At 71.4% G+C, this 20347-nt stretch carries 15 protein-coding genes and 1 pseudogene; 5 read left to right on the top strand and 11 right to left on the bottom strand.

The features are described 5' to 3' along the window. Positions 1-236 precede the first annotated feature (236 nt). The 3 genes from J2N69_RS31465 to J2N69_RS31455 are packed head-to-tail and all read left to right on the top strand — an operon-like array spanning position 237 to position 3869. Positions 237-1934: an extracellular solute-binding protein gene (locus J2N69_RS31465; RefSeq protein WP_230903734.1), complete on the top strand. Its 1698-nt coding sequence runs from the start codon at positions 237-239 to the stop codon at positions 1932-1934. Between the two features lies 1 nt (position 1935). After that, entirely contained in the window at positions 1936-2946 is a 1011-nt protein-coding gene (locus J2N69_RS31460) for an ABC transporter permease (RefSeq protein WP_230903733.1), read from the top strand. Continuing rightward, a complete protein-coding gene (locus J2N69_RS31455) occupies positions 2943-3869 on the top strand; it encodes a carbohydrate ABC transporter permease (RefSeq protein WP_230903732.1) in 927 nt (308 codons plus the stop codon). The genes J2N69_RS31460 and J2N69_RS31455 overlap by 4 nt, the downstream gene beginning before the upstream one ends. Positions 3870-3945: 76 nt before the next feature. Here the strand turns inward: J2N69_RS31455 and J2N69_RS31450 are convergent, their stop codons facing one another. The 4 genes from J2N69_RS31450 to J2N69_RS31435 form a co-directional block, all read right to left on the bottom strand. Then, on the bottom strand, positions 3946-5136 hold the full coding sequence (locus J2N69_RS31450; protein WP_230903731.1) for a S8 family peptidase: 1191 nt from the start codon (positions 5134-5136) through the stop codon (positions 3946-3948). A 153-nt stretch (positions 5137-5289) separates the two neighbouring features. Then, on the bottom strand, positions 5290-6297 hold the full coding sequence (locus J2N69_RS31445; RefSeq protein ID WP_230903730.1) for a LacI family DNA-binding transcriptional regulator: 1008 nt from the start codon (positions 6295-6297) through the stop codon (positions 5290-5292). 128 nt (positions 6298-6425) lie between these two features. After that, entirely contained in the window at positions 6426-7808 is a 1383-nt protein-coding gene (locus J2N69_RS31440; protein ID WP_230903729.1) for a glycoside hydrolase family 6 protein, read from the bottom strand. A 17-nt stretch (positions 7809-7825) separates the two neighbouring features. Beyond that, a complete protein-coding gene (locus J2N69_RS31435) occupies positions 7826-8944 on the bottom strand; it encodes a glycoside hydrolase family 5 protein (protein WP_230903728.1) in 1119 nt (372 codons plus the stop codon). Between the two features lie 341 nt (positions 8945-9285). On the opposite strand from J2N69_RS31435, the gene J2N69_RS31430 reads away from it, so the two are divergent. Together J2N69_RS31430 and J2N69_RS31425 are read left to right on the top strand one after the other, a co-directional pair. Further along, on the top strand, positions 9286-11640 hold the full coding sequence (locus tag J2N69_RS31430; protein ID WP_272595856.1) for a beta propeller repeat protein: 2355 nt from the start codon (positions 9286-9288) through the stop codon (positions 11638-11640). A 146-nt stretch (positions 11641-11786) separates the two neighbouring features. Continuing rightward, positions 11787-12947: a serine hydrolase domain-containing protein gene (locus tag J2N69_RS31425; protein WP_230903727.1), complete on the top strand. Its 1161-nt coding sequence runs from the start codon at positions 11787-11789 to the stop codon at positions 12945-12947. 36 nt (positions 12948-12983) lie between these two features. On the opposite strand, the gene J2N69_RS31420 is transcribed toward J2N69_RS31425, so the two are convergent. The 7 genes and pseudogenes from J2N69_RS31420 to J2N69_RS31390 all read right to left on the bottom strand — a co-directional run bounded on the left by J2N69_RS31420 (position 12984) and on the right by J2N69_RS31390 (position 20242). Further along, positions 12984-13277, bottom strand: coding sequence for a hypothetical protein (locus tag J2N69_RS31420; protein ID WP_230903726.1), 294 nt, complete (start codon positions 13275-13277; stop codon positions 12984-12986). Between the two features lie 150 nt (positions 13278-13427). Next, positions 13428-14774 carry an ABC transporter substrate-binding protein gene (locus J2N69_RS31415; RefSeq protein WP_230903725.1) on the bottom strand — a complete coding sequence of 449 codons (1347 nt, stop codon included), beginning with the start codon at positions 14772-14774 and terminating at the stop codon, positions 13428-13430. Next, positions 14771-16346, bottom strand: a pseudogene (locus J2N69_RS31410) (family 43 glycosylhydrolase). Before J2N69_RS31410 ends, J2N69_RS31415 begins: the two are co-directional and overlap by 4 nt. After that, positions 16343-17212, bottom strand: a complete 870-nt coding sequence (locus tag J2N69_RS31405; protein WP_230903724.1) for a DUF6807 domain-containing protein — start codon at positions 17210-17212, stop codon at positions 16343-16345. The pseudogene J2N69_RS31410 and the gene J2N69_RS31405 overlap by 4 nt, the downstream one beginning before the upstream one ends. After that, complete coding sequence (locus tag J2N69_RS31400; protein ID WP_230903723.1) at positions 17209-18441, bottom strand: Gfo/Idh/MocA family protein; 1233 nt, start codon at positions 18439-18441, stop codon at positions 17209-17211. The genes J2N69_RS31405 and J2N69_RS31400 overlap by 4 nt, the downstream gene beginning before the upstream one ends. Beyond that, positions 18438-19283 carry a carbohydrate ABC transporter permease gene (locus J2N69_RS31395; protein WP_230903722.1) on the bottom strand — a complete coding sequence of 282 codons (846 nt, stop codon included), beginning with the start codon at positions 19281-19283 and terminating at the stop codon, positions 18438-18440. The genes J2N69_RS31400 and J2N69_RS31395 overlap by 4 nt, the downstream gene beginning before the upstream one ends. Then, positions 19280-20242, bottom strand: a complete 963-nt coding sequence (locus tag J2N69_RS31390) for a carbohydrate ABC transporter permease (protein WP_230903721.1) — start codon at positions 20240-20242, stop codon at positions 19280-19282. Before J2N69_RS31390 ends, J2N69_RS31395 begins: the two co-directional genes overlap by 4 nt. Positions 20243-20347: the final 105 nt, after the last annotated feature.

The following is a 20347-nucleotide window of genomic DNA, read 5'->3' as shown; positions in this document are numbered from 1 at the left end:
CTTCGATGCTCTGCGTTACCCGATGTCCATGTCAAGATACGGGATCCAGAACAGTCCCTGTTCTGCCTGTTCTTGGGGCCTGCGCCAACTCGCGCCCGCCGCGCGTGACTTCTGTCCCGACCCTTGTGACGGTCCCGGCGTTCCCTTAATCTCCTCCCCGGAATTGAAGCGCTTCGAAAGCCGACCGGCGGCGGTACCGCCGTGTGTCCGGGCACGCGCCACGAAGGGTTGACGCAATGACGCCGAACTCCCCCTCCACCGGCTCCGGTCCGCGCCCCAACGGCTCCGAGCCGAACCGGAGAACCTTCCTCGCCTCCTCCGGGCTCGCGGTGCTCGCCGCGATCGGCGGGGCTCCACTGCTCACGGCCTGCGGAGGCGGCGGGTCGAAGAACGAGGGCGCCACGACGGGGAAGAAGCTCAGGGACCTGCTCCCGGCGTACGTCGCCCCGGACCTCGTCACCCCGGACATCCCGGCCGAGAACGGCTCGGCCGCGGGTTTCACCAAGGCCCTGCCCACGGCCCGGCTCAAGACGTCGGTGCCCGAACGGCTCGGCAAGGGCGGCGCGTTCACCGTCATGTCGCCGATCTGGGGGAACGTGCCCCCGCGGGGCAACCCCTACTGGACCGCGATGGACGAGGCCGCGGGCGTCCGCGTCACCTGGCAGAACCAGCAGGGTGACACGTACGGCCAGAAACTCGGCGCGGTCCTCGCCTCCAGCGGTGTGCCGGACGCGGTGGTCGTGCCCGGCTGGGAGCTGACCGGCAAGATCCCGAGCGCCATCGCCCACAAGTTCGCCGACCTCGGGCCCTACCTGAGCGGCGACGAGGTCAAGAAGTACCCGAACCTCGCCGCGATCCCGACCGGGGCCTGGCAGCGCTCGGTCTTCGGCGGCAAGCTGCGCGGCCTGCCGATGCCCTCCGCCACCACCCCGAACATCGCGCCCTTCCACCGCACGGACCTCTTCGAGAAGGAAGGCCTCCAGGCGCCCGCCAGCGCACGGGAGTTCCACGACCTGTGCAAGCAGCTCAACGCCCCCAGGAGCAAGTTGTGGGCGTGCGGCGACATGACCTGGGCCGCCTGGAACATCTTCGGGGTGCTGCCGGAGAAGCCTTACTACTGGAAGCTCGTCGACGACAAGCTGGTCAACCGCTACGAGACCGACGAGTACCTCGAAGCCCTGGAGTGGTCGCGCAAGCTCTACTCGGCCGGCTTCGTCCACCCCGACGCCAAGGCGGAGACCGGCAACATCGGCGACCTCTGCGCGGCGGGCAAGGTCTGGATGTACTGCCACGACCTCTCCGACTGGTACGGCAAGGCCGCCGTGCAGCGCGTGGACGACAAGACGTTCCGCATGGAGGCCTTCGACTACTTCGCGCCCGACGGCGGAGCCCCCACGCTGTACGCGCGCCCGCCCGCCGACATCTGGACGTTCATCAGCGAGAAGGCCGATGAGAAGACCGTCCGCGACATCCTCGCCCTCGCCAACTTCACGGCCGCGCCCTACGGTTCGAAGGAGCAGAGGCTGCGGATGTACGGCGTCGAGGGCGTCCACCACACCCTGGAGGACGGCGTCCTCACCAAGAACGGCAAGGGCAACAACGAGGTCTTCTCGACGTACGAGTACCTGGCCTCGCCCGCGCCCTTCATCGCCTACGCCGATCTGCCGGACGTCACGCGGGGCATGGTCGGCTGGCAGCAGCGCCAGGGCGCGCACACGCGAAAGCCCCTCTTCCACGGCATGATGATCGTCGAGCCGACGCGGTATACCGAACTGAACGCCGAGTTCGAGGACCTGGAGAAGGACGTCGTGCGGGGCCGCAGGAAGGTCACCGACGTGCGGCGGGCCGCCTCGGACTGGAAGTCGGGCGGTGGCGACAAGCTGCGCGACTGGTACCGGAAGCTGCTGGACGAGACCGGCGACTCGGCGTCCTGACATGGCGCAGAGCACGGTTCGCCCGCCCGCCGCCCGCCGGGACGTGGCGCCCGCCGAAGCCGCGGCCCCGCCCAGGGCCTCGTCCCGCGTCCCGCTCCGCCACCGGCTGCGCCGCGACCGCGTCCTGCTCCTGATGGTGCTGCCGGCGCTGCTGCTCCTGCTCGTCTTCCACTACGTACCGCTGATCGGCAACGTCGTCGCCTTCCAGGACTACGACCCCTACATCGCGGACAACGCGTTCCAGGCGATGTCGCGGAGCCCCTGGATCGGCTTCGAACACTTCCGGCACATGGCCGAGGACCGGCTGTTCTGGCAGGCGGTCCGCAACACCCTCGCCATCTTCGCCATCCAGCTGGCGCTCTTCTTCCCCGTACCGGTGCTGCTCGCGCTGTTCATCCACAGCTTCGCGCGCCCCCGGGTGCGGGCCGTCGCCCAGGCGGTCCTCTACCTCCCGCACTTCTTCTCCTGGGTGCTCGTCATCACGGTCTTCCAGCAGATGTTCGGCGGGGCCGGCCTCGTCGCACAGGTGCTGCGCGACCACGACCACGAGGGCTTCGACCTGATGACCGACCCCGGCCTGTTCAAGTTCCTGATCACCTTCGAGCTGATCTGGAAGGACGCGGGCTGGGGCGTCATCGTCTTCCTCGCCGCACTCGCCGCGGTGAACCCCGATCTGTACGAGGCCGCCGCGATGGACGGCGCGGGCCGCTGGCGGCGCATCTGGCACATCCAACTGCCCGCCCTGCGCCCGGTGGTGGCCCTGCTGCTCGTCCTCCAGGTCGGCAACGCCCTCACGGTCGGCTTCGAACAGATCCTGCTCCAGCGCACGGCGGTGGGGCCGACGGCCTCGGAGGTCCTGGACACGTACGTGTGGAACACCGGCCTCGACAACGGCAACTTCGGCTACGGCGCCGCGATCGGCATCGTCAAGGGCGTCTTCGGCCTGCTGATGGTGCTCGGCGCCAACAAGGCCGCCCACCTCATGGGCGAACAGGGGGTGTACAAGCGGTGAACGTGCTGAACTTCGGCATCGAGCCGGGCAGCAGGTCCGGGCTGCGCCCGGTGTGGGAGGAGCCGCCGACCAGGGCCGGGCTCGCCACCAAGGGCGTGACGCTGGCCCTGGTCTGTCTGGCCGTCCTCTTCCCGGTCTGGGTCGTGGTCGTCACCAGCCTCTCCTCGGTGAAGACGATCACCGAGACGGGCGGCCTGGTGGTGATCCCCCGCGGCGTCACCTTCATCCACTACCAGGAGCTGCTCGGCGGCGGCCAGGTCTCGCGGGCCACGCTGGTCAGTGTGGGCGTCACGGTCGTCGGCACGCTCTTCAGCATGGTGGTGTCCGTCCTGTGCGCGTACGGCCTCTCCCGCCCGGGGTCCGTGCTGCACCGCCCGATCCTGCTGGTCATCGTCGCCACGATGTTCTTCGGGGCCGGGCTGATCCCGACGTATCTGGTGGTGCAGGGCCTCGGGCTCACGGACACCTATCTGTCGCTGATCCTGCCGAGCGCGCTGAACGTCTTCAACATCCTCGTGCTGCGGGCGTTCTTCATGGGCACGGCCCAGGAGCTGATCGAGAGCGCCCGCATCGACGGCGCCGGGGACCTGCGCATCCTGTGGCGGATCGTCATGCCGCTGTCCCGTGCGGTGCTCGCGGTGATCACGCTCTTCTACGCGGTGGGGTACTGGAGCGCGTGGTTCAACGCCTCGATCTACCTCAGCGACCCGGACATGATGCCGCTCCAGAACGTCATGCAGCAGCTCGTCATCAAACAGCAGCGGCCCACCGGCCTCGGCCAGGCGATCAACACCGGTCATCTGTCGCCGCTCGCCATCCAGATGGCCGTGATGGTCCTGGCGCTGCTGCCGGTCGCCGTCCTCTCCCCGTTCGTGCAGCGGCATTTCAAGCAGGGCATGCTCACCGGCGCCGTGAAGGGCTGACCCCGACATGAAGGGCCGACCCTGATGAGGGCGCCCCCACCGGCTCACCTGCCGGAGGGGGCGTTCGCGCACTGCTTCACAGGCCGTCGGTCTGCACCAGGCGGTTGGGGGAGGACCTGGTCACCGTGAGGATGCCCTTCACCGACTTGTCGACGATCCAGTTGTACACCTCGGCGGAGGTCGCCGACGGGGCGCGCCCCTTCAGGAGGGTGGCGACACCGGCGACGTGGGGGCTGGCCATGGACGTACCACTGAGCGCGACGCTTCCGCCGCCGAGCCTGGCCGAGACGATGGCGGTGCCGGGAGCGTACATGTCCAGGCAAGGGCCGTGGTTGGAGAAGCTCGCCTCCTGGTCCTGGTGGTCGGTGGCTCCGACGGTGAGGACCCGCTGGGCGCTCGCCGGCGAGACATTGCACGCGTCCGTCGCGTCGTTGCCCGCCGCGACGACCGGCAGGACACCGCGGTCCGACAGAGCCGTCGCGGCCCGGTTGACGGCGTCGCTCCGCGGGCCGCCGAGGGAGCCGTTGAGCACCGCGGGCTGCCGGGCGTTGCCCGCCACCCAGTCGAAGCCGGCGATGACGCCGGCGTACGAACCACTGCCGTCGCAGCCGAGGACGCGGACGCTGACCAGCCTCGCCTGCCGGGCGACGCCGTAGTTCGCCCCGCCGACGGTGCCGGCGACGTGCGTGCCGTGGCCGTTGCAGTCCTGGCCGTTCCTGCCGTCGCGCATCGCGTCGAAGCCGGGCACCGCACGGCCGCCGAACTCCGCGTGGCCGTAGTCGATGCCGGTGTCCAAGATGTAGGCCGAGGCACCGGCACCGGTGCTGTTGACGTTGAACTGCCCGTTGAGCGGGAGGTAGGGCTGGTCGATGCGGTCCAGCCCCCAGCTGGCGGCCGGTACGCGGGGGGCGCGCAGCGGGGTGGCGGTGACCGTCGCGTCCTGCTCGACGGCCGCCACCTCCGGAAGCCTGCGCACGGCCGCGAGCTGGCCGGCGTCGAGCTTGGCCGCGAAGCCGTGCAGCACCCGCTGGTATTCGTGGAGCGCGGTGGCGCCGACCTGCTGGGTGATCTGCGCGGCAGTCGAGGGGGTGTCGGGCTTCAGGGTGACGATGTACTGGTCCGGGATGGGCGCCGACGTGGTGCGCAGCGGTGCGGGGGCGGAGCGCGCGGGCTCCTTCGGGCTCGGCTCGGCGGCCGATGCGGGGAGGGCGGTGAGAGGGAGCAGCAGGAGCAGCGCCGCGCAGGCGCAGCGGGCGGACAGCCTCATTCAGTACTCCGTTCGGGAGTGTCTGCCACAGAGGTCCCTGTGCGGGAACAGAGGGACCCCTGTAGAGAAGCAGTCCTGCCCCGTACCGGAATATCACCCTCAGGAGTGACGTGACCGCTCACCGTGGCGAACGCCGCACGTGCGCCCCCCATGTCAGACCGGTGCGCTCCCCGTGCTGGCCCGCACCGTCAGTTCCGGGGCGAGGAGGGTGACGTCGTCCTCGCCGTGCCCCGCGAGTTTGGCGACGACGCGCTCCACGGCCCTGCGCCCCATCTCCTCGGCGGGGATGGAGACCGAGGTGAGCCGTACCGAGGCCTGGAGGGCGACCTGGTCGGGGCAGACGGCGATCACCGACACGTCCTCGGGCACCGCGCGGCCCTGCTGGCGCAGAATTCCGAGCAGCGGCTCCACGGCCGACTCGTTCTGCACCACGAAGCCCGTGGTGCCGGGCCGCTCGTCGAAGATCCGGGCGAGGGTGGCCGCCGTCGGGCCGTACCCCGCCTCGCAGGGCCGGTGCAGGAGCCGTACGCCCAGCTCGCGCGCCTTGCCGCGCAGCCCGTCGAGGGTGCGCTCGGCGAAGCCGGTGTGGCGTTCGTAGACGGCGGGGGCCTCGCCGATGACCGCGATGTCGCGGTGGCCGAGTCCGGCCAGGTGCGCCACGCACAGCGCGCCCGTCGCCACGAAGTCGAGGTCGACGCAGGTGAGTCCGGCCGTGTCGGCGGGCAGTCCGATGAGGACGGCGGGCCGCGGGCTCTCGCGCAGCAGCGGGAGCCGCTCGTCCTCCAGTTCGACGTCCATGAGGATCATGGCGTCGGCGAGTCCGCTGCCGGTGACGCGGCGCACGGTCCGGGCGCCCTCGTCGCCGGTGAGGAGCAGGACGTCGTAGCCGTGGGCTCGGGCCGTGGTGGTGACGGCGAGGGCGATCTCCATCATCACCGGTACGTACATGTCGGTGCGCAGCGGCATCATCAGAGCGATGACGTTGGACCTGCTGCTGGCGAGGGCTCGGGCGCCCGCGTTGGGGTGGTAGCCGAGCTGCTGGATGCTGCGTTCGACGCGTTCCCGGGTGCCGGTCGAGATCGACCGCTTGCCGCTGAGGACGTAGCTCACCGTGCTGGCCGAGACTCCGGCGTGCCTGGCGACCTCGGCGAGGGTGACCATGCGGCTCTCCTGAACTGGACGACGGGGCGACGCGATCGACCCTAAGGGGGCGCCCCTGGCCTGTCCATACGCCGTGTCGAAGCGCTTCGACACGGCGGGCACAGGGGGCGGGGCGCCCCGTGGTGCCGTCAGAGCGCCGGGTGGGCGTTCTTCAGGAGCTGCTGGAACTGGGCGGAGAACCAGTGGCCCGAGACCGGCGCGTCCGGCAGGGCGCCGGACCGGTTGTAGTTGTTGCGCGCGTTGCCCTCATAGGTGGGGTCGCACATCCGGTCGAAGCCCTTGCCCTCGTCGTTCGGGATCTCCTTGCTGGAGCCGTCGGACTCGCCCGGCGGCTTCATCCAGACGTAGGCGTCGATGCCGGCCGCGGGTGCGGCCGTGGGGCGTTCGCCGAGGCCCGCGCCCGACTGGTTGCACCAGTTGCCGACGTGGATGCGGCGGTCGTAGCGGCCGCCGTTGACGTAGGAGTCGACGTCCGTCGTCGGGCCGGGGCGGGTGGGCCGTGCCGTGCCGCCCCAGCCGTTGCGGGAGGTGTCGATGAGCATGCCGATGCCGGGCCGGAAGCCGGTGGCCACCAGCTGGTCGCGGAAGGCCTGGGCGAAGGACAGCTCGTCGGTGTAGCGGTTCCAGTCGACCCACTTCGACTCGCGGACCGAGCGGCCGCCGACCGTGTCGCCGATGCGGAAGTTCTCCTCCTTCAGGGCGCTGTAGTTGGCGGTGTTGGTGATGAAGCCGTGGACGTTGTCGACGGTGCTGCCCTCGGCGGTGGCGGCCTGGTGGAAGACCTGAGCGGAGGCGGCGAAGTTGTCGTCCCAGCCGATCCAGCCGTGGTGGCCGGCGTCCACGTAGTTGTAGACGTTGGGCACGGCGCCCAGCTGCTTGAGGGCGTAGCCGACGCCCTTCACGTAGTTGCCGTTGGCCTTCATCACATCGCAGGCGGGGGTGGCGGTGGGCCGGCCGCCGGTGTTGGTGACGAGGTTGGGCAGCGAGTCGATCTCGACGGTCGTGACGATGCGCAGGTTCGCGTACTTCGCCTCGCCGAGGACCTTCGCGATCGGGTCGATGTAGTCCCGCTTGTAGCGGTCGATCTCGGTGGGGCCGAGTTCGCCGTTGGAGGCGAGGGCCGCGCAGTCCCGGCCGGGCAGGTTGTAGATGACCAACTGCACGACGTTCGCACGCTGTTGGAGTGCCGCGTCGAGGTGCTGGCGCAGGCCCATCTTGCCGTTGCCGCCCGCGATCGCGGCGATCCGGTCGAGCCAGACGCCGGTGGGCTGGTTCGAGACGGCGGTGCCGCCCGGCTCGGCGGCGGCCTTCTTCGACCACTCGGGGTTCACGTAGACCTTGGCGCCCGCGTACGGGTTGTCGACGCGGGCGGCGGCCGCGGTGGCCCCGGCGGGCTCAGCGGGCTGGCCGGCGAGGGCGACGGCGGTGCCGCCGCTGACCGCGAGCACGGTGGACAGGGCGAGCAGGAGGGTGCGGGTTCTGCGGTGGGTGGGTATACGTGTGCGGCTCATGTCGTCTCCGGTGCCTCTCAGGTGTCGAGGGCGCGCAGGTGGTCGCGCAGCCCGATGCCGAACGGGGTGGGTGTGCCGTCGTAGGAGCGGATCAGGGCCGGGCCCGAGGAGCAGTCCCAGGCGTTCCAGGTCCAGCCGAGGTAGGAGAGCGCGCGGTCGTCGAACCACGTCATGACGCGGTCGATGAAGCCGTGGGAGCAGGTGTTCTCGCCGATCTCGCCCGCGACGAGCGGGACGCGGGCGGCGACGGGGGCGAGGGTGCGGTTCCAGCAGTCCTCGTCGGCGCAGGCGTTGAAGTTGTAGACGTGCCAGGCCGCGGCGAGATTGCCCGCCGGGTCGTGGGGCGCGTGCCGGAGCCAGCCGCTCAGGTCGTTGGCGTAGGCGATGCCGGCGGCCAGGACGAGGTTGCGGGCGCCCGTGCCCCGTACGGCGTCCAGCAGGTCCTGCATCCCGGCGACCTCGTAGTCGATGCCGGGGCAGGTGCCGCCGTCGCGCCAGCAGGCCCAGGCCTGGGCGGTGGTGAAGGTCGCGCGGTCCGGGTAGGGCTCGTTGAAGAGGTCGAAGACGACCTCGGGGTCGTTCTTGTAGGTGTGCGCCACCGAGGTCCAGAACGCGGGGGTGTGCGCGGCGCCCGGCATCGGCTTCTGGCAGCTGGCGTGGACGTCGTGGCAGCCGGCGGAGTTGCCGGTGTAGCGGCCGTGGGTCCAGTGGAGTTCGAGGATCGGGGTCATGCCGTGCGCCTGGACGCGCTGGACCAGGCCGTCGACGGCGGAGCGGTAGGCGGCGCCCCGGTAGCGGGGGTCGATGTTGGCGGTGCCGAGCCAGCACTCCTCGTTGAGGGGGATGCGTACGGTGTTGGCGTGCCAGTCCGCGATGGCCTTGACGGAGGCGTCGTCGACGGGGCCGTCGAAGATGCCCCACCCCTGGACGCAGGCGAACTCTCCTCCGGAGCGGTTGACGCCGAGGAGGCGGTGGGGGGTGCCGTCCGCGCCGACGAGGCGGTTGCCCTCGGCGTGCAGGACGGGTGGCGGTCCGGCCGCGGCGGGGCGCGCGGACGCGGGTGCGGTGAGACCACCTGCGACGAGAAGGACGGCCAGCACGGCGAGGGTGCGCAACAGCCGTTGGGGATGCCGCATGGGCGACTCCTTGTCGGTCGGTAAACACGGACCTCTGACGTGCAGTCACCGCCGGGGGAAGAGAAGGTTGCCGGGTTCCCGGGAAATTCCGGCGCGTTCGGCGGTCGAATGGATTCGACGACTCAATGCACGCGAGCACCCTTGACAACCCCAGGTGACACAAGGACTTTGGGAGCGCTCCCACACTCATCGGAGCGCGCGCGGGTCGCGGCCGTTCATGCTCCCCACGCGCGCGGACCGGCCGACGAACAGTTTCCACACCGCGGCGAACCCGGCCGCGTACACGGAACTCCTGGAGTGCTGAGCGCCCACTCCCCACCTGATGTGCGAAGGGACCCCCCATGCCCCCTGCGCCCCGCGCGCACAGAGCGCGCGTCCTCCCCGCTCTGACCGGCCTGCTCGGCGGGCTGCTCCTCGGCGGCCCGGTGGCGACCGCCGACGACCACGGCCCCGCCGCCGGGGCGGCCACGGTTTCCCCCGCCGCCTCGTACCGCTGGCAGAACGTCCGCGTCGACGGGGGCGGCTTCGTCCCCGGCATCGTCTTCAACCGCTCCGAGCGCGACCTGGCCTACGCCCGCACCGACATCGGCGGCGCCTACCGCTGGCAGGAGTCGTCCGCGTCCTGGAAGCCGCTGCTCGACTCGGTGGGCTGGGACGACTGGGGGCACACCGGCGTGGTGAGCCTGGCGTCCGACTCCGTCGACCCCGACCGGGTGTACGCGGCCGTCGGCACGTACACCAACGACTGGGACCCCGGCAACGGCGCCGTCCTGCGCTCGGCCGACCGGGGCGAGACCTGGCGCAAGGCGGATCTGCCGTTCAAGCTGGGCGGCAACATGCCGGGGCGCGGCATGGGCGAGCGGCTGGCCGTCGACCCGCACGACAACGACGTGCTCTACCTCGGGGCACCGAGCGGCAAGGGCCTGTGGCGCTCCACGGACGCGGGCGCCACCTGGAAACAGGTGACGAACTTCCCGAACCCCGGCAACTTCCAGCAGGACCCGGGCGACACGAGCGGCTACAACTCCGACAACCAGGGCATCGTCTGGGTCACGTTCGACGAGTCGACGGGCTCGGGCGGCAGGCATCCCCGGAAGACGCAGACGGTGTACGTGGGCGTCGCCGACAAGGCCAACTCCGTCTACAGGTCCACGGACGGCGGTAGCAGTTGGTCGCGGGTCGGCGGCCAGCCGACCGGGCTCCTCGCCCACAAGGGCGTCCTCGACGCGGAGAACGGCTACCTCTACCTCGCCTACAGCGACCGGGCCGGGCCCTACGACGGCGGCAAGGGCCAGGTCTGGCGGTACGCGACACGGACCGGCGAGTGGAAGAACATCAGCCCCGTCGCGGAGGCCGACACCCACTACGGCTTCAGCGGCCTGAGCGTCGACCGGCAGGACCCGGGCACGGTCATGGCCACCGGGTACAGCTCCTGGTGGCCCGACACGCAGATCTTCCGGACCACGGACAGCGGCGCCAACTGGACGGCGGCGTGGGGTTATGCGCCGTACCCGACGCGGGAGAACCGCTACACCATGGACATCTCGTCCGTCCCCTGGCTCTCCTGGGGCGCGCGGCCCGCGCCGCCCGAGCAGTCCCCGAAGCTCGGGTGGATGACGGAGTCACTGGAGATCGATCCGTTCGACTCCGACCGCATGATGTACGGGACGGGCGCCACGGTGTACGGCACACGGGACCTCACCGACTGGGACGACCCGGGCGGCCGGTTCACCGTCACGCCCATGGTGCGGGGGCTGGAGGAGACCGCCGTCAACGACCTCGTGGCTCCCCCGTCCGGGGCGCCGCTGCTGAGCGCGCTCGGGGACATCGGCGGCTTCCGGCACACGGACGTCACCAAAGTGCCGCCGCTGATGTACACCTCGCCGAACTTCACCTCGACGACGAGCCTCGACTACGCGGCGGCCAGACCGGACGTCGTGATCCGGTCCGGCAACGCCGACGCGGCGCCCCGCGTGGCCTTCTCCACGGACAACGGCGCCACGTGGTCGGGCGGCCAGGAGCCTTCGGGCGTCACGGGCGGCGGGGCGGTGGCCGCCGCGGCCGACGGGAACCGCTTCGTGTGGAGCCCGGAGGGCGCGGGGGTGCACACCGCGACCGGGCCGGGCGCTTCGTGGACGGCCGCCAGGGGCATCCCGCGGGGCGCGGTGGTCGAGGCGGACCGGGTCGACCCGAAGAGGTTCTACGGCTTCGTCTCCGGCCGCTTCTACGTGAGTTCGGACGGCGGCGCGACCTTCACCGCGACGGCGGCGGCCAGCCTGCCGGCCGAGGGGCCCGTGAAGTTCCAGGCCGTGCCCGGCAGGAAGGGCGACATCTGGCTGGCGGGCGGCAAGGCCGGTGGCACGTACGGTCTGTGGCACTCCACGGACGGCGGTGCGAGCTTCACGAGAACCGGCGGCGTCCAGGAGGCCGACACCATCGGCTTCGGCAAGGCGGCGCCCGGCGCCTCGTACCAGACGCTCTACACCAGCGCGAGGATCGGCGGGGTGCGCGGCATCTTCCGCTCCACGGACGCGGGCGCGAGCTGGGCGCGGATCAACGACGCGCGACATCAGTGGGGTTGGACGGGCGCCGCCATCACCGGTGACCCGAAGATCTTCGGCCGGGTGTACGTGGCGACGAACGGGCGCGGCGTCGTGTACGGCGACAGCGCGGCCGAGCAGCCGCGGCACCCGTGAGGGCCGGTGGACCTGCTTCGCCCCTGGGGGGTTAACCCCCTCCCTGAGCGGTGGGTGGCAGGATCGCCGCGGGCGGGGGCGGCAGAACATGCTGAGGGCCCGGCGGCAGACACCGCCGGGCCCCCGGCATTCACAGGAGTTGGCTCGTGCGTGAGCAGGCATCGCAGAAGGTTCGTTCGTCCGGTCGGCGGAGCGGTCGGCGCAGGAGTGTGGCGGCGGCGGTCGCGGTGGCCGTGGGCGTCATGACGGCGGGGACGCTTCAGGCGCCCGTGGCATCCGCGGCTTCCCGGCCCGACACGGTCCAGCAGGGCCTGGACGCGCTGGTGCGCGCGGACGGCATGCCCGGCGCACTGGCGAGCGTCACGGACCGCGCGGGGCGCGACCGTACGTACACCGCCGGGGTCGGTGACCTCGCGACCGGCGCGCCGGTGCCACGGGACGGCCAGGTCCGGATCGGCAGCAACACCAAGACGTTCACCGCGGTGGTGATGCTGCAACTGGTCGCCGAGGGGAAGGTCGCCCTGGACGCCCCGGTCGACACGTATCTGCCGGGCCTGGTGCGCGGGGAGAGGATCGACGGCCGGCGCATCACCGTCCGCCATCTCCTCCAGCAGACCAGCGGGCTGCCCAACTACACCGAGTACGACATCCAGCCCCGGTACTACGACCCTCACGAACTTCTCGACATCACGCTGCGCCACAAGGGACATTTCGCGCCGGGGAAGAAGTGGGAGTACAGCAACACGAACTACGTACTGGCCGGCCTGATCATCGAGAAGGTCACCCGCCGCACCATCGCTGAGGAGATCGACCGGCGCGTCATCCGACGCCTCGGTCTGCGGCACACCTACTTCCCCGCCCCTCGCGACGCGACCATCCGCGAACCGCACCCCAAGGGCTACTACCAGGACGCACCAGGCTCTTCGCCGACCGACATCACGGAGATCGACCCCTCCTGGGCCTGGTCGGCGGGTCAGCTGATCTCCACCAACTCCGATCTCAACCGGTTCTTCGCCGCACTCCTCGGCGGCCGCCTCCTCCCGGCGGCCCAGCTCGCCGAGATGCGGACCACTGTCCGGGCCCCCTACTTCGGCGACGGCGCCCGCTACGGTCTGGGTATCGTCAGCAGGCCCCTGTCGTGCGGCGGGCGTTCCTGGGGCCACGGCGGCAGCTTCCCCGGGTACGAGACGCGGGGCGGCGTCACCGAGGACGGCCGCGCGGCGAACATCGCGGTGACCATGCAGCCGACCGCCGAGGCGACCGGGAAGCGGCTGGAGAGCGTCGTGGACACGGCCCTGTGCCGCTGAACCGAGCCGTGCCCGGGACGCCCGGGGTGCCCGGGTTCAGCCTCCGCACCCGCACCCGCCGCAGCCACCCCCGTCACCGTCACCGCACGAGGACGAGCTGCCGTCGCACGACGAGTCCTTGTCCGGTGGCGCGCTCGGGCCGAGCGTCCCCCCGCCGCAGCCCGCCACCGCGCCGCCCGTGACCCAGCTCCCGTCCTCGCCCCGTCGTGATGCGCTCGGCGCGCTCTTGCCGGGTTGTCGTGCGGGCCTGTTCCCGGCCTTCTCGACGACGGCGATCACGGCCACCAGAAGCGCCACCGCCACGAGCCCCACGACCCAGACTCCCCCCATGGACCTCACCGTCCTCCCCCGTATCCCACCCTCGCGGGTGGGCGCCTCTCGCAAGTGCGCGGCACGTCGACGGTCTCAGGGCGCGCACGGGTAAGTCCAGGGTTCAGCCCGGCTCCGCGGCCCGGATCAGCGGAAGTTGGCGGCCGGCGGTCACTGGTGTTCCTTCTTCCACTCCGCCTGCGCCTCGTTGAGCTGCTCGGCGAGCGAGTCCAGGAAGTCCTTCGCGGACATCGTGCCGAGGAGCACCTTCTGGAACGCGGGCTCGTTCTCCGCCTTGCTGATGGTGTTCCAGTCGGGCAGGTGGTACGGCAGCTGCACGATCTTCAGGGAGCCGTCGTTCAGGGCCTCGGCCGCGAGCCTGGTCGGCTCGGACTTCTTCACCCACGGGTCCTTGGCGGCGTCGGTGTGGGCGGGGATGGCGCCCGCCGACTCGTTCCACTTGCTGTTGGACGCGTGCGAGGCGGCGAACTCGATGAACTTCCAGGCGGCCTTCTTGTTCCTGCTCGACTTGAACAGGCCGAGCCCGTCGACGGGGTTGGACACCTGGACGCGTACGCCCGCGCCGGTCGTCGGGTTGGGCAGACCGCGGAACTTGTCCTCGCCGAGCGCCTTCACATGGTCCTGGTAGGAGCCGAGGTTGTGGCTGAGCATGCCGATCTGGCCGCTGTCCCACTGGGCGACCATCTTGGTGAAGTCGTTGTTGAGGTCGGCGGAGGGCGTGGCCTTCTTGTAGAGGGCCACGTACTTCCGCAACGCGGTCACGTTCTTGGGGTCGTTGATGGTCGTCTTGTCGCCGTCCCAGAAGTCGCCGATGCCGGACTGCCCGTACATCGCGTCGAGGGCCTGCGCGATGGAGCCCTCGCCGCCGCGGATGGTGTACCCGAAGCGGTTGTTCTCCCGGTCGGTGAGCTTCTCGGCGGCCTCGTAGAACTTCGGCCAGGTGGTGGGCGCCGCGAGGCCCTCGGCCTTGAAGAGGTCGGTGCGGTAGTACAGGACGCCGTTGCTCGCGGACGTCGGGACGGTGAAGAGGTCGACGCCGCCGCCGGCCGCGCGGACGCCGTCCACCATCGCCGGGTTCAGCTTGCCGCGCAGCGCGCTCTTCTCGACGCGGTCGTCGAGCGGCTCCAGGGCGCCCTGGGCGGCGATCCCGGCGAGCATCGCGGCGCCGACGCCACCGACGTCGGGGAGGCCGCCGCCCTGGATGGCGGTGTCGTACTTGGACTGGACGTTCTCGGCGGGCACCCCGACGTACTTGACGTCGATGCCGGGGTTCGCCGTCTCGAAGTCGTTGATGATCTCCTGCCAGATGTCCTGGCGGACGGCCGTGTTGTTGTCCCAGAAGACGACCTCCCCCTTCCCGCTGCCCTCGCCGCCCTTGTCCCCGGCCGCGCCGCTGCCGTCGTCACCGCAGGCGGTGGCGGTCAGCGCGAGGGCGGTGGCCAGGGCGAGCGTGGCGGTGAGGCGGCGCCGGGTGCGCGTGTGCGGGGTCGTGGTCATCGTCGGCTCTCTTCTCGGGGTGTGGTGAGCGTGCGGTGGATGATCCGGAAGTGGGTGAACAGGCCCGTACCCGTGGGTTCCTCGCCTGCGGGAGCCGCCGCGAACAGGCCGAGCAGAGCGCCGACCCAGCGCCAGGGGGTCGCGGTGAACTCCGGTGCTCCGGTGGGCCGGTAGCCGTCGCCCGTGTCGGCGTGGAAGCGGCAGCGGGCGCCCTCGGTGATCTCGACGCGCAGCCGGGCCGTGCCGTGCGGTGCCGGGCGCGGCGTCCCTCTCGGCCCCCGCGCCCGCTTCGGCGAACCGGTGCACCAGGCGGACCGCCCCGCCCTCGTCCCGCTCCAGACCCACCCATGCGTACGCGTCGCCGAGCACCGCCAACCCGGCTCGTGCGAGCGGCACTTCGGCGTCCAGACGCAGCTCGACGTCGGCGGAACACGGCCGCAGGGGCAGCCGCTGGGTGAGCGTGTGCGGCAGGGCGCGCAGGTCGTCGGCGCGCGCGGTGCGTACGCAGGTCAGGCGCAGGCCGTCCCCGGCGTGCGAAGTGGCCCAGTCGGCGCGGGGGTTGGCGGCCCACTGCCACTGGGGGCCGTGCCGTCCGCCGGGGAAGTCGTCGTTCGTGGCGGGGGCGGAGGGCGGCTGCGGGGGCAGGTTCGGTTTGCGGTGTACGTCGACGGGGGCGCCGTCGTCCCCGAGCACCGGCCAGCCGTCGGCGCCCCACCGCATCGGCTGCAGGTGGACGACACGGCCGTACGCGCCGCGCTGCTGGAAGTGCAGGAACCAGTCCTCACCGGCCGCGGTGCGCACCCAGCCGCCCTGGTGCGGTCCGTTGATGTCGGTGCCGCCCTGCTGGAGGACGACGCGCTCCTCGTAGGGGCCGTGGAAGGCGCGGGACCGGAAGGCGCCCTGCCAGCCGGTCACCACGCCGCCGGCCGGGGCGAAGATCCAGAACCAGCCGTCGTGCCGGTGGAGCTTCGGCCCTTCGATGGTGAACCAGCCGGGGAGCCGGTCGCCGTCGATCAACACGCGCCCCTCGTCCAGCAGTTCACTCCCGTCGGGGGTCATGCGGTGGCCGGTGATCAGGTTCTTCACGCCGGACCGCGACTTGGCCCAGGCGTGCACGAGGTAGGCCGCGCCGCTCTCCTCGTCCCACAGTGGGCAGGGGTCGATGAGGCCCTTGCCGGGCTTGAGGAGGTGCGGCCGGGTCCAAGGCCCGCGTATGCGTAGGGCGTTGATCTGGTACACACCGTGGTCGGGGTCGCCCCAGAAGATCCAGTAGCGCCCGTCGTGATGGCGCAGGGACGGCGCCCACACCCCGCGGTCGTGCCGGGGGACGGCGAAGGCCTCGGCCGGTTCGAGGCGGTCCAGGGCGTGGCCGGTGAGCGTCCAGTTGACCAGGTCCCGGGAGTGCAGCAGCGGCAGCCCGGGCGACCGGCCGAAGCTGGACGCGGTGAGGTAGAAGTCGTCCCCGACCCGCAGCACGTCGGGGTCCGACCAGTCGGCGGCGAGGACGGGATTGCGGTAGGTACCGCCGCCGAGGTCGCCGAGGTCACAAGCACCCGCCGCGTCCGCCCTCACGCCGTCACCGCCCTGCGGACCAGGGTCGCCGCCTCGGCCCGGTCCAGGGTGCCGTCGGCGACGACGGTGACGACGCGGCGTACGAGCGTGTCACGCGGGGCGATCGGGACGCGGTCCCGGGCGGCGAGCGAGGAGCCGATGCCCGGGTACGCGGCGGCGCGTACGAACCACGGGTCACGGCGGGTCCGCGCGGTGGCCCCGGCGAACACCAGCGTCCAGCCGTCCCCGGCCAGCGCCAGCCAGTCGGCGGGGGCGGCGTGCGCGGCCTCCTCGCCCTCCGCCTCCGGCGTGAAGACCCGCGGGGGCGCGTCCGCCTTGGGGGCGCGCCAGAAGAAGCCGCCGTACGCGGCGCCCGGGCGGCCGTTGGTGGCCGGGCTGCCGAGGGACAGCTCACCGCCGGTCGCGTTGGTGAGCGAGAAGGTGAAGTCCAACGCCCAGGCGTTGTTGGTGAGTTCGGCGGCGGCCACGGTGCGCCGCTCGCGCAACAGGACCTCGCCGTCCGCCGTCCAGTCGATGTCCTCGACGAAACCGTCCGGGTCACGCAGCTTGAACCCCCGGTGGTGCTGCTCCCCGTGGTTGTCCAGCTCCGTCGGCCCCCGGTCGCGTACGAAGGTCCGCCCGCCCCAGAAGTTGCGTCCCGCCACATCGGGCACGGCGACCCCGGCCCCGAGGTGGTGCGGGTGGTCGTCGGGGGCCAGCTCGGTGACGGGCGTCCCGGTGAGGGTGGTGACGGGGTGGAGGTAGGGGCGGGGCGCCAGGGCGCGGTCCAGGTGGTCGGGTCGGATGACGTAGCGCGCCACCGGCCGCCCGGTGCAGCGCAGGAGGAGGGAGCCGCCGGGTGGGCGGTGCTGCGGGGAAGCGGTCATGACGTGTTCACCTCGTCGTGAAGGTCACCAGGAGAGGCACCGTGCAGGCCGAGGGCGTCGCTGCCGGGCGGCCGGGCCCAGGAGACGCCGAGTTCGGAGTAGAGGCAGAGCGTGTCGGCGGCGACCGCGACCAGCCCGTCGATGCCTTCGACGACGCGCCGCTCGGCGCGCTCGCCGAGGACGGCGCGCCACGCGTCGGCGGGCAGCGCGACGGGGTCGGGCGCGAGCCTGACCGCCTCGACGACCCGCATGAAGGCGCCGGTGGTGGCGGGCGGCACCAGCAGCGGGGCGCGCCCCATGAGGTGCTCGACCAGGTTCTCCAGCAGGTCGGTCCTGCCGTACAGGGCGGGTGAGCCCGCGCTCTCGGTGCCGCCGCGCCGCACCTGCACGCGGTCCTGCTTGTACCAGAAGGTGATGCGCCCCTCGCTGCCGTGCACCACCACGTACGGCTCCTCGGAGGTCTCCGCGCAGAGCGTCGCCGCGACGGTGATCCGGCCGCCGCCCGCCGTGGAGACCCGTACGCAGGAGGTGTCGTCGGACTCGATGGCGTGGGCGCGGAAGAGTTCCGTCTCCACGCCCGTGACGTCCTCGGCGGCGGTGCCGCCCGCCAGCGCGAGGGCGGTGGCGACGGCGTGCGCGAGGGGGTTCGTCAGGACGCCGTCGACCACGTCCGCGCCGTGCACGCGGCGCCGTCCGGCCCACGGCGCCCGCCGGAAGTACGCCGCGTCGCGCACCCACGCACCGGCCCCGCCCACCCCGGTGACCTCGCCGATCACCCCGTCGGCGACGAGCCGGCGGATGGCCGGGACCGCGTGCGAGCCGAGCGACTGGAAGCCGATCTGGACGGCGGTCCCGGCCGCGGCCGTGCCGTCCGCCATCCGCCGGAACTCCTCGTATGAAGGGGCGGGCGGCTTCTCCAGGAGGAGGTGGACGCCGCGTCGCGCGGCGGCGAGCGCCAGTTCGGTGTGGGTCGGTATGGGTGTGCTGACGACGGCGACGGCGGCGCCGGTCGTGTCGAGGAGCGCCCCGAAGTCGTCGGACTGCTCGACCGCGCCGAAGCCGACGAGTTCCTCGCCGACCAGCGGCTTCAGCTCGCAGACGCCCACCAGCCGCACCAGACCGGCGAGTTGGAGGCGGCGGATGTTCTCCAGGTGCCAGCGGCCGTGGCCGTGGGCCCCCGCGAGGACGACGGGCAGCGGCAGCCGCAGCCCCCGTGCCGTGGCGCTCATCCCTTCACCGCCCCGGCACTGAACCCGGTGACCAGCCACTTCTGGATGAAGGCGAAGACGATCACGACGGGTACGGCGGCGACGACCCCGCCCGCGGCGAGCGCGCCGAGGTCGACGCTGTCGGCACCCATGAGCGTGGCCAGGCCGACGGGGATGGTCTGCTTGCCCTGGTCGCTGAGGAACATCAGGGCGAACAAGAAGTGGTTCCAGCTGTGCACGAAGGCGAAGGAACCGACCGCGACGAGCCCGGGCCGCAGCATCGGCAGGACGACCGCGCAGAAGGCGCGGAAGCGCCCGCAGCCGTCGACCCAGGCCGCCTCTTCCAGGACGTGGGGCACGTTCTTGATGAACCCGCTGATGAGGATCATCGACAGGGGCAGCTGGAAGACGGTCTCGGCGATGATGACGCTGCCCAGCGAGTTGATCATCCGCAGTTCGGCGAAGATCTCGAAGAGCGGTACGAGCATCAGCGCGCCCGGGATGAACTGCGAGCACAGCAGCGCCAGCATGAAGGCACGCTTGGCCGTGAAGTCGAAGCGGGCCAGGGCGTAGCCGCCGGTGAGGGCGACGAGGGTGGTCATCACCATGGAGACGGCGCCGACGAGCAGGCTGTTCTGGAAGAAGGTCGCGAAGCTGCGCTCGGTCCACACCTTGTCGAAGTGCGCGAAGGTGACCGGCCACGGCACGAGCGAGGTGGAGCCGGTGGGGCGCAGGGCGAAGAGCAGTATCCAGTAGAAGGGGATGAGGGTGAACAGGAGGTACAGGCCGAGGGGGAGGTAGATCTGCCGACGGGGTGTGCGTCCGATGGTGGTGGCCCCCGCCCGGGTCGTGGTGGTGGTCATGTGGACTGGCCCCCGAACTTGCTGAGCCGCAGATACAGCAGCGAGCAGAAGAGAAGGATCACGAAGGCGATGGCGGTGAGCGCGGAGGCGTAGCCGAAGTCGTGCGAGTCCACGGCGATGGACGCGATGCGCAGCGGCAGAGTCGTCGTCTCGCCGGCCGGGCCGCCGCCGGTGAGGGTGTAGAGCAGGTCGACGTTGTTGAACTCCCAGACCGCGCGCAGCAGCGTGGCGAGAATGATCGCGTCCTTTAGGTGCGGCAGCGTGATGTGGAAGAACTGCCGCCACCGGCTCGCGCCGTCGACCTCGGCGGCCTCGTAGAGGTCCTTGGAGACGGACTGGAGGTCGGCGAGGATGAGGATGGCGAAGAAGGGGACCCCGCGCCAGAGTTCGGCGACGACGACGGCGGGGAAGACCGTGCCGGTGTCGGAGAGCCAGGACGTGCCGTACGAGCCGATCCCGACGTCGGCGAGGTAACGCGAGATGCCCGTCTGGGAGTTGAAGATCAGCAGCCAGATGGTCGACGTGAGGACGCCGGAGACGGCCCACGGCGAGAAGACCAGGGCGCGGGCCAGGGCGCGGCCCACGAAGGTCTGGTTGACGAGCAGCGCGAGCGCGAGGCCGAGCAGCAGTTGCAGGACGACCTCGACGGCCACCCACTGGAGGCTGAAGCCGAGCGTGTGCCAGAACTCGGGGTCGTCGGTGAAGGCGATGACGAAGTTGTCGAGGCCCGCGAAGCCGTCGCGCCACGGCTTGGTGGGGTTGTAGTGGCGCAGGCTGTAGTAGAAGACGCTGATGACCGGATAGGCGATGAAGCCGAGCATCAGCAGGGCGGCGGGGGCGATCAGCAGGTACGGGAGGCGGCGCGGGGTCGACCCGGCCCGCCGTCGCCGCTGTCCCTGGTCGGGCGGCGGCTGCGCGGTGCTCGGCGGTGGCTTCGCCACGGCTGCGGCCTGGGCCATGACACTTCTCCGATCGTGGAGGTGCGGGGGTGCGGGGGTCCGGGGCGGCCCGAGGTGAAGCGCTTCCCGCACGGCGTTCGAAATGTCGGGCAAGAAAAAAGGGGG

The sequence above is a fragment of the Streptomyces huasconensis genome (assembly GCF_021028635.1).
Taxonomy (GTDB): Bacteria; Actinomycetota; Actinomycetes; order Streptomycetales; family Streptomycetaceae; genus Streptomyces; species Streptomyces huasconensis.
Note: the sequence above shows the minus strand (reverse complement) of the source record. Positions and strands in the feature narration are given on the sequence as shown.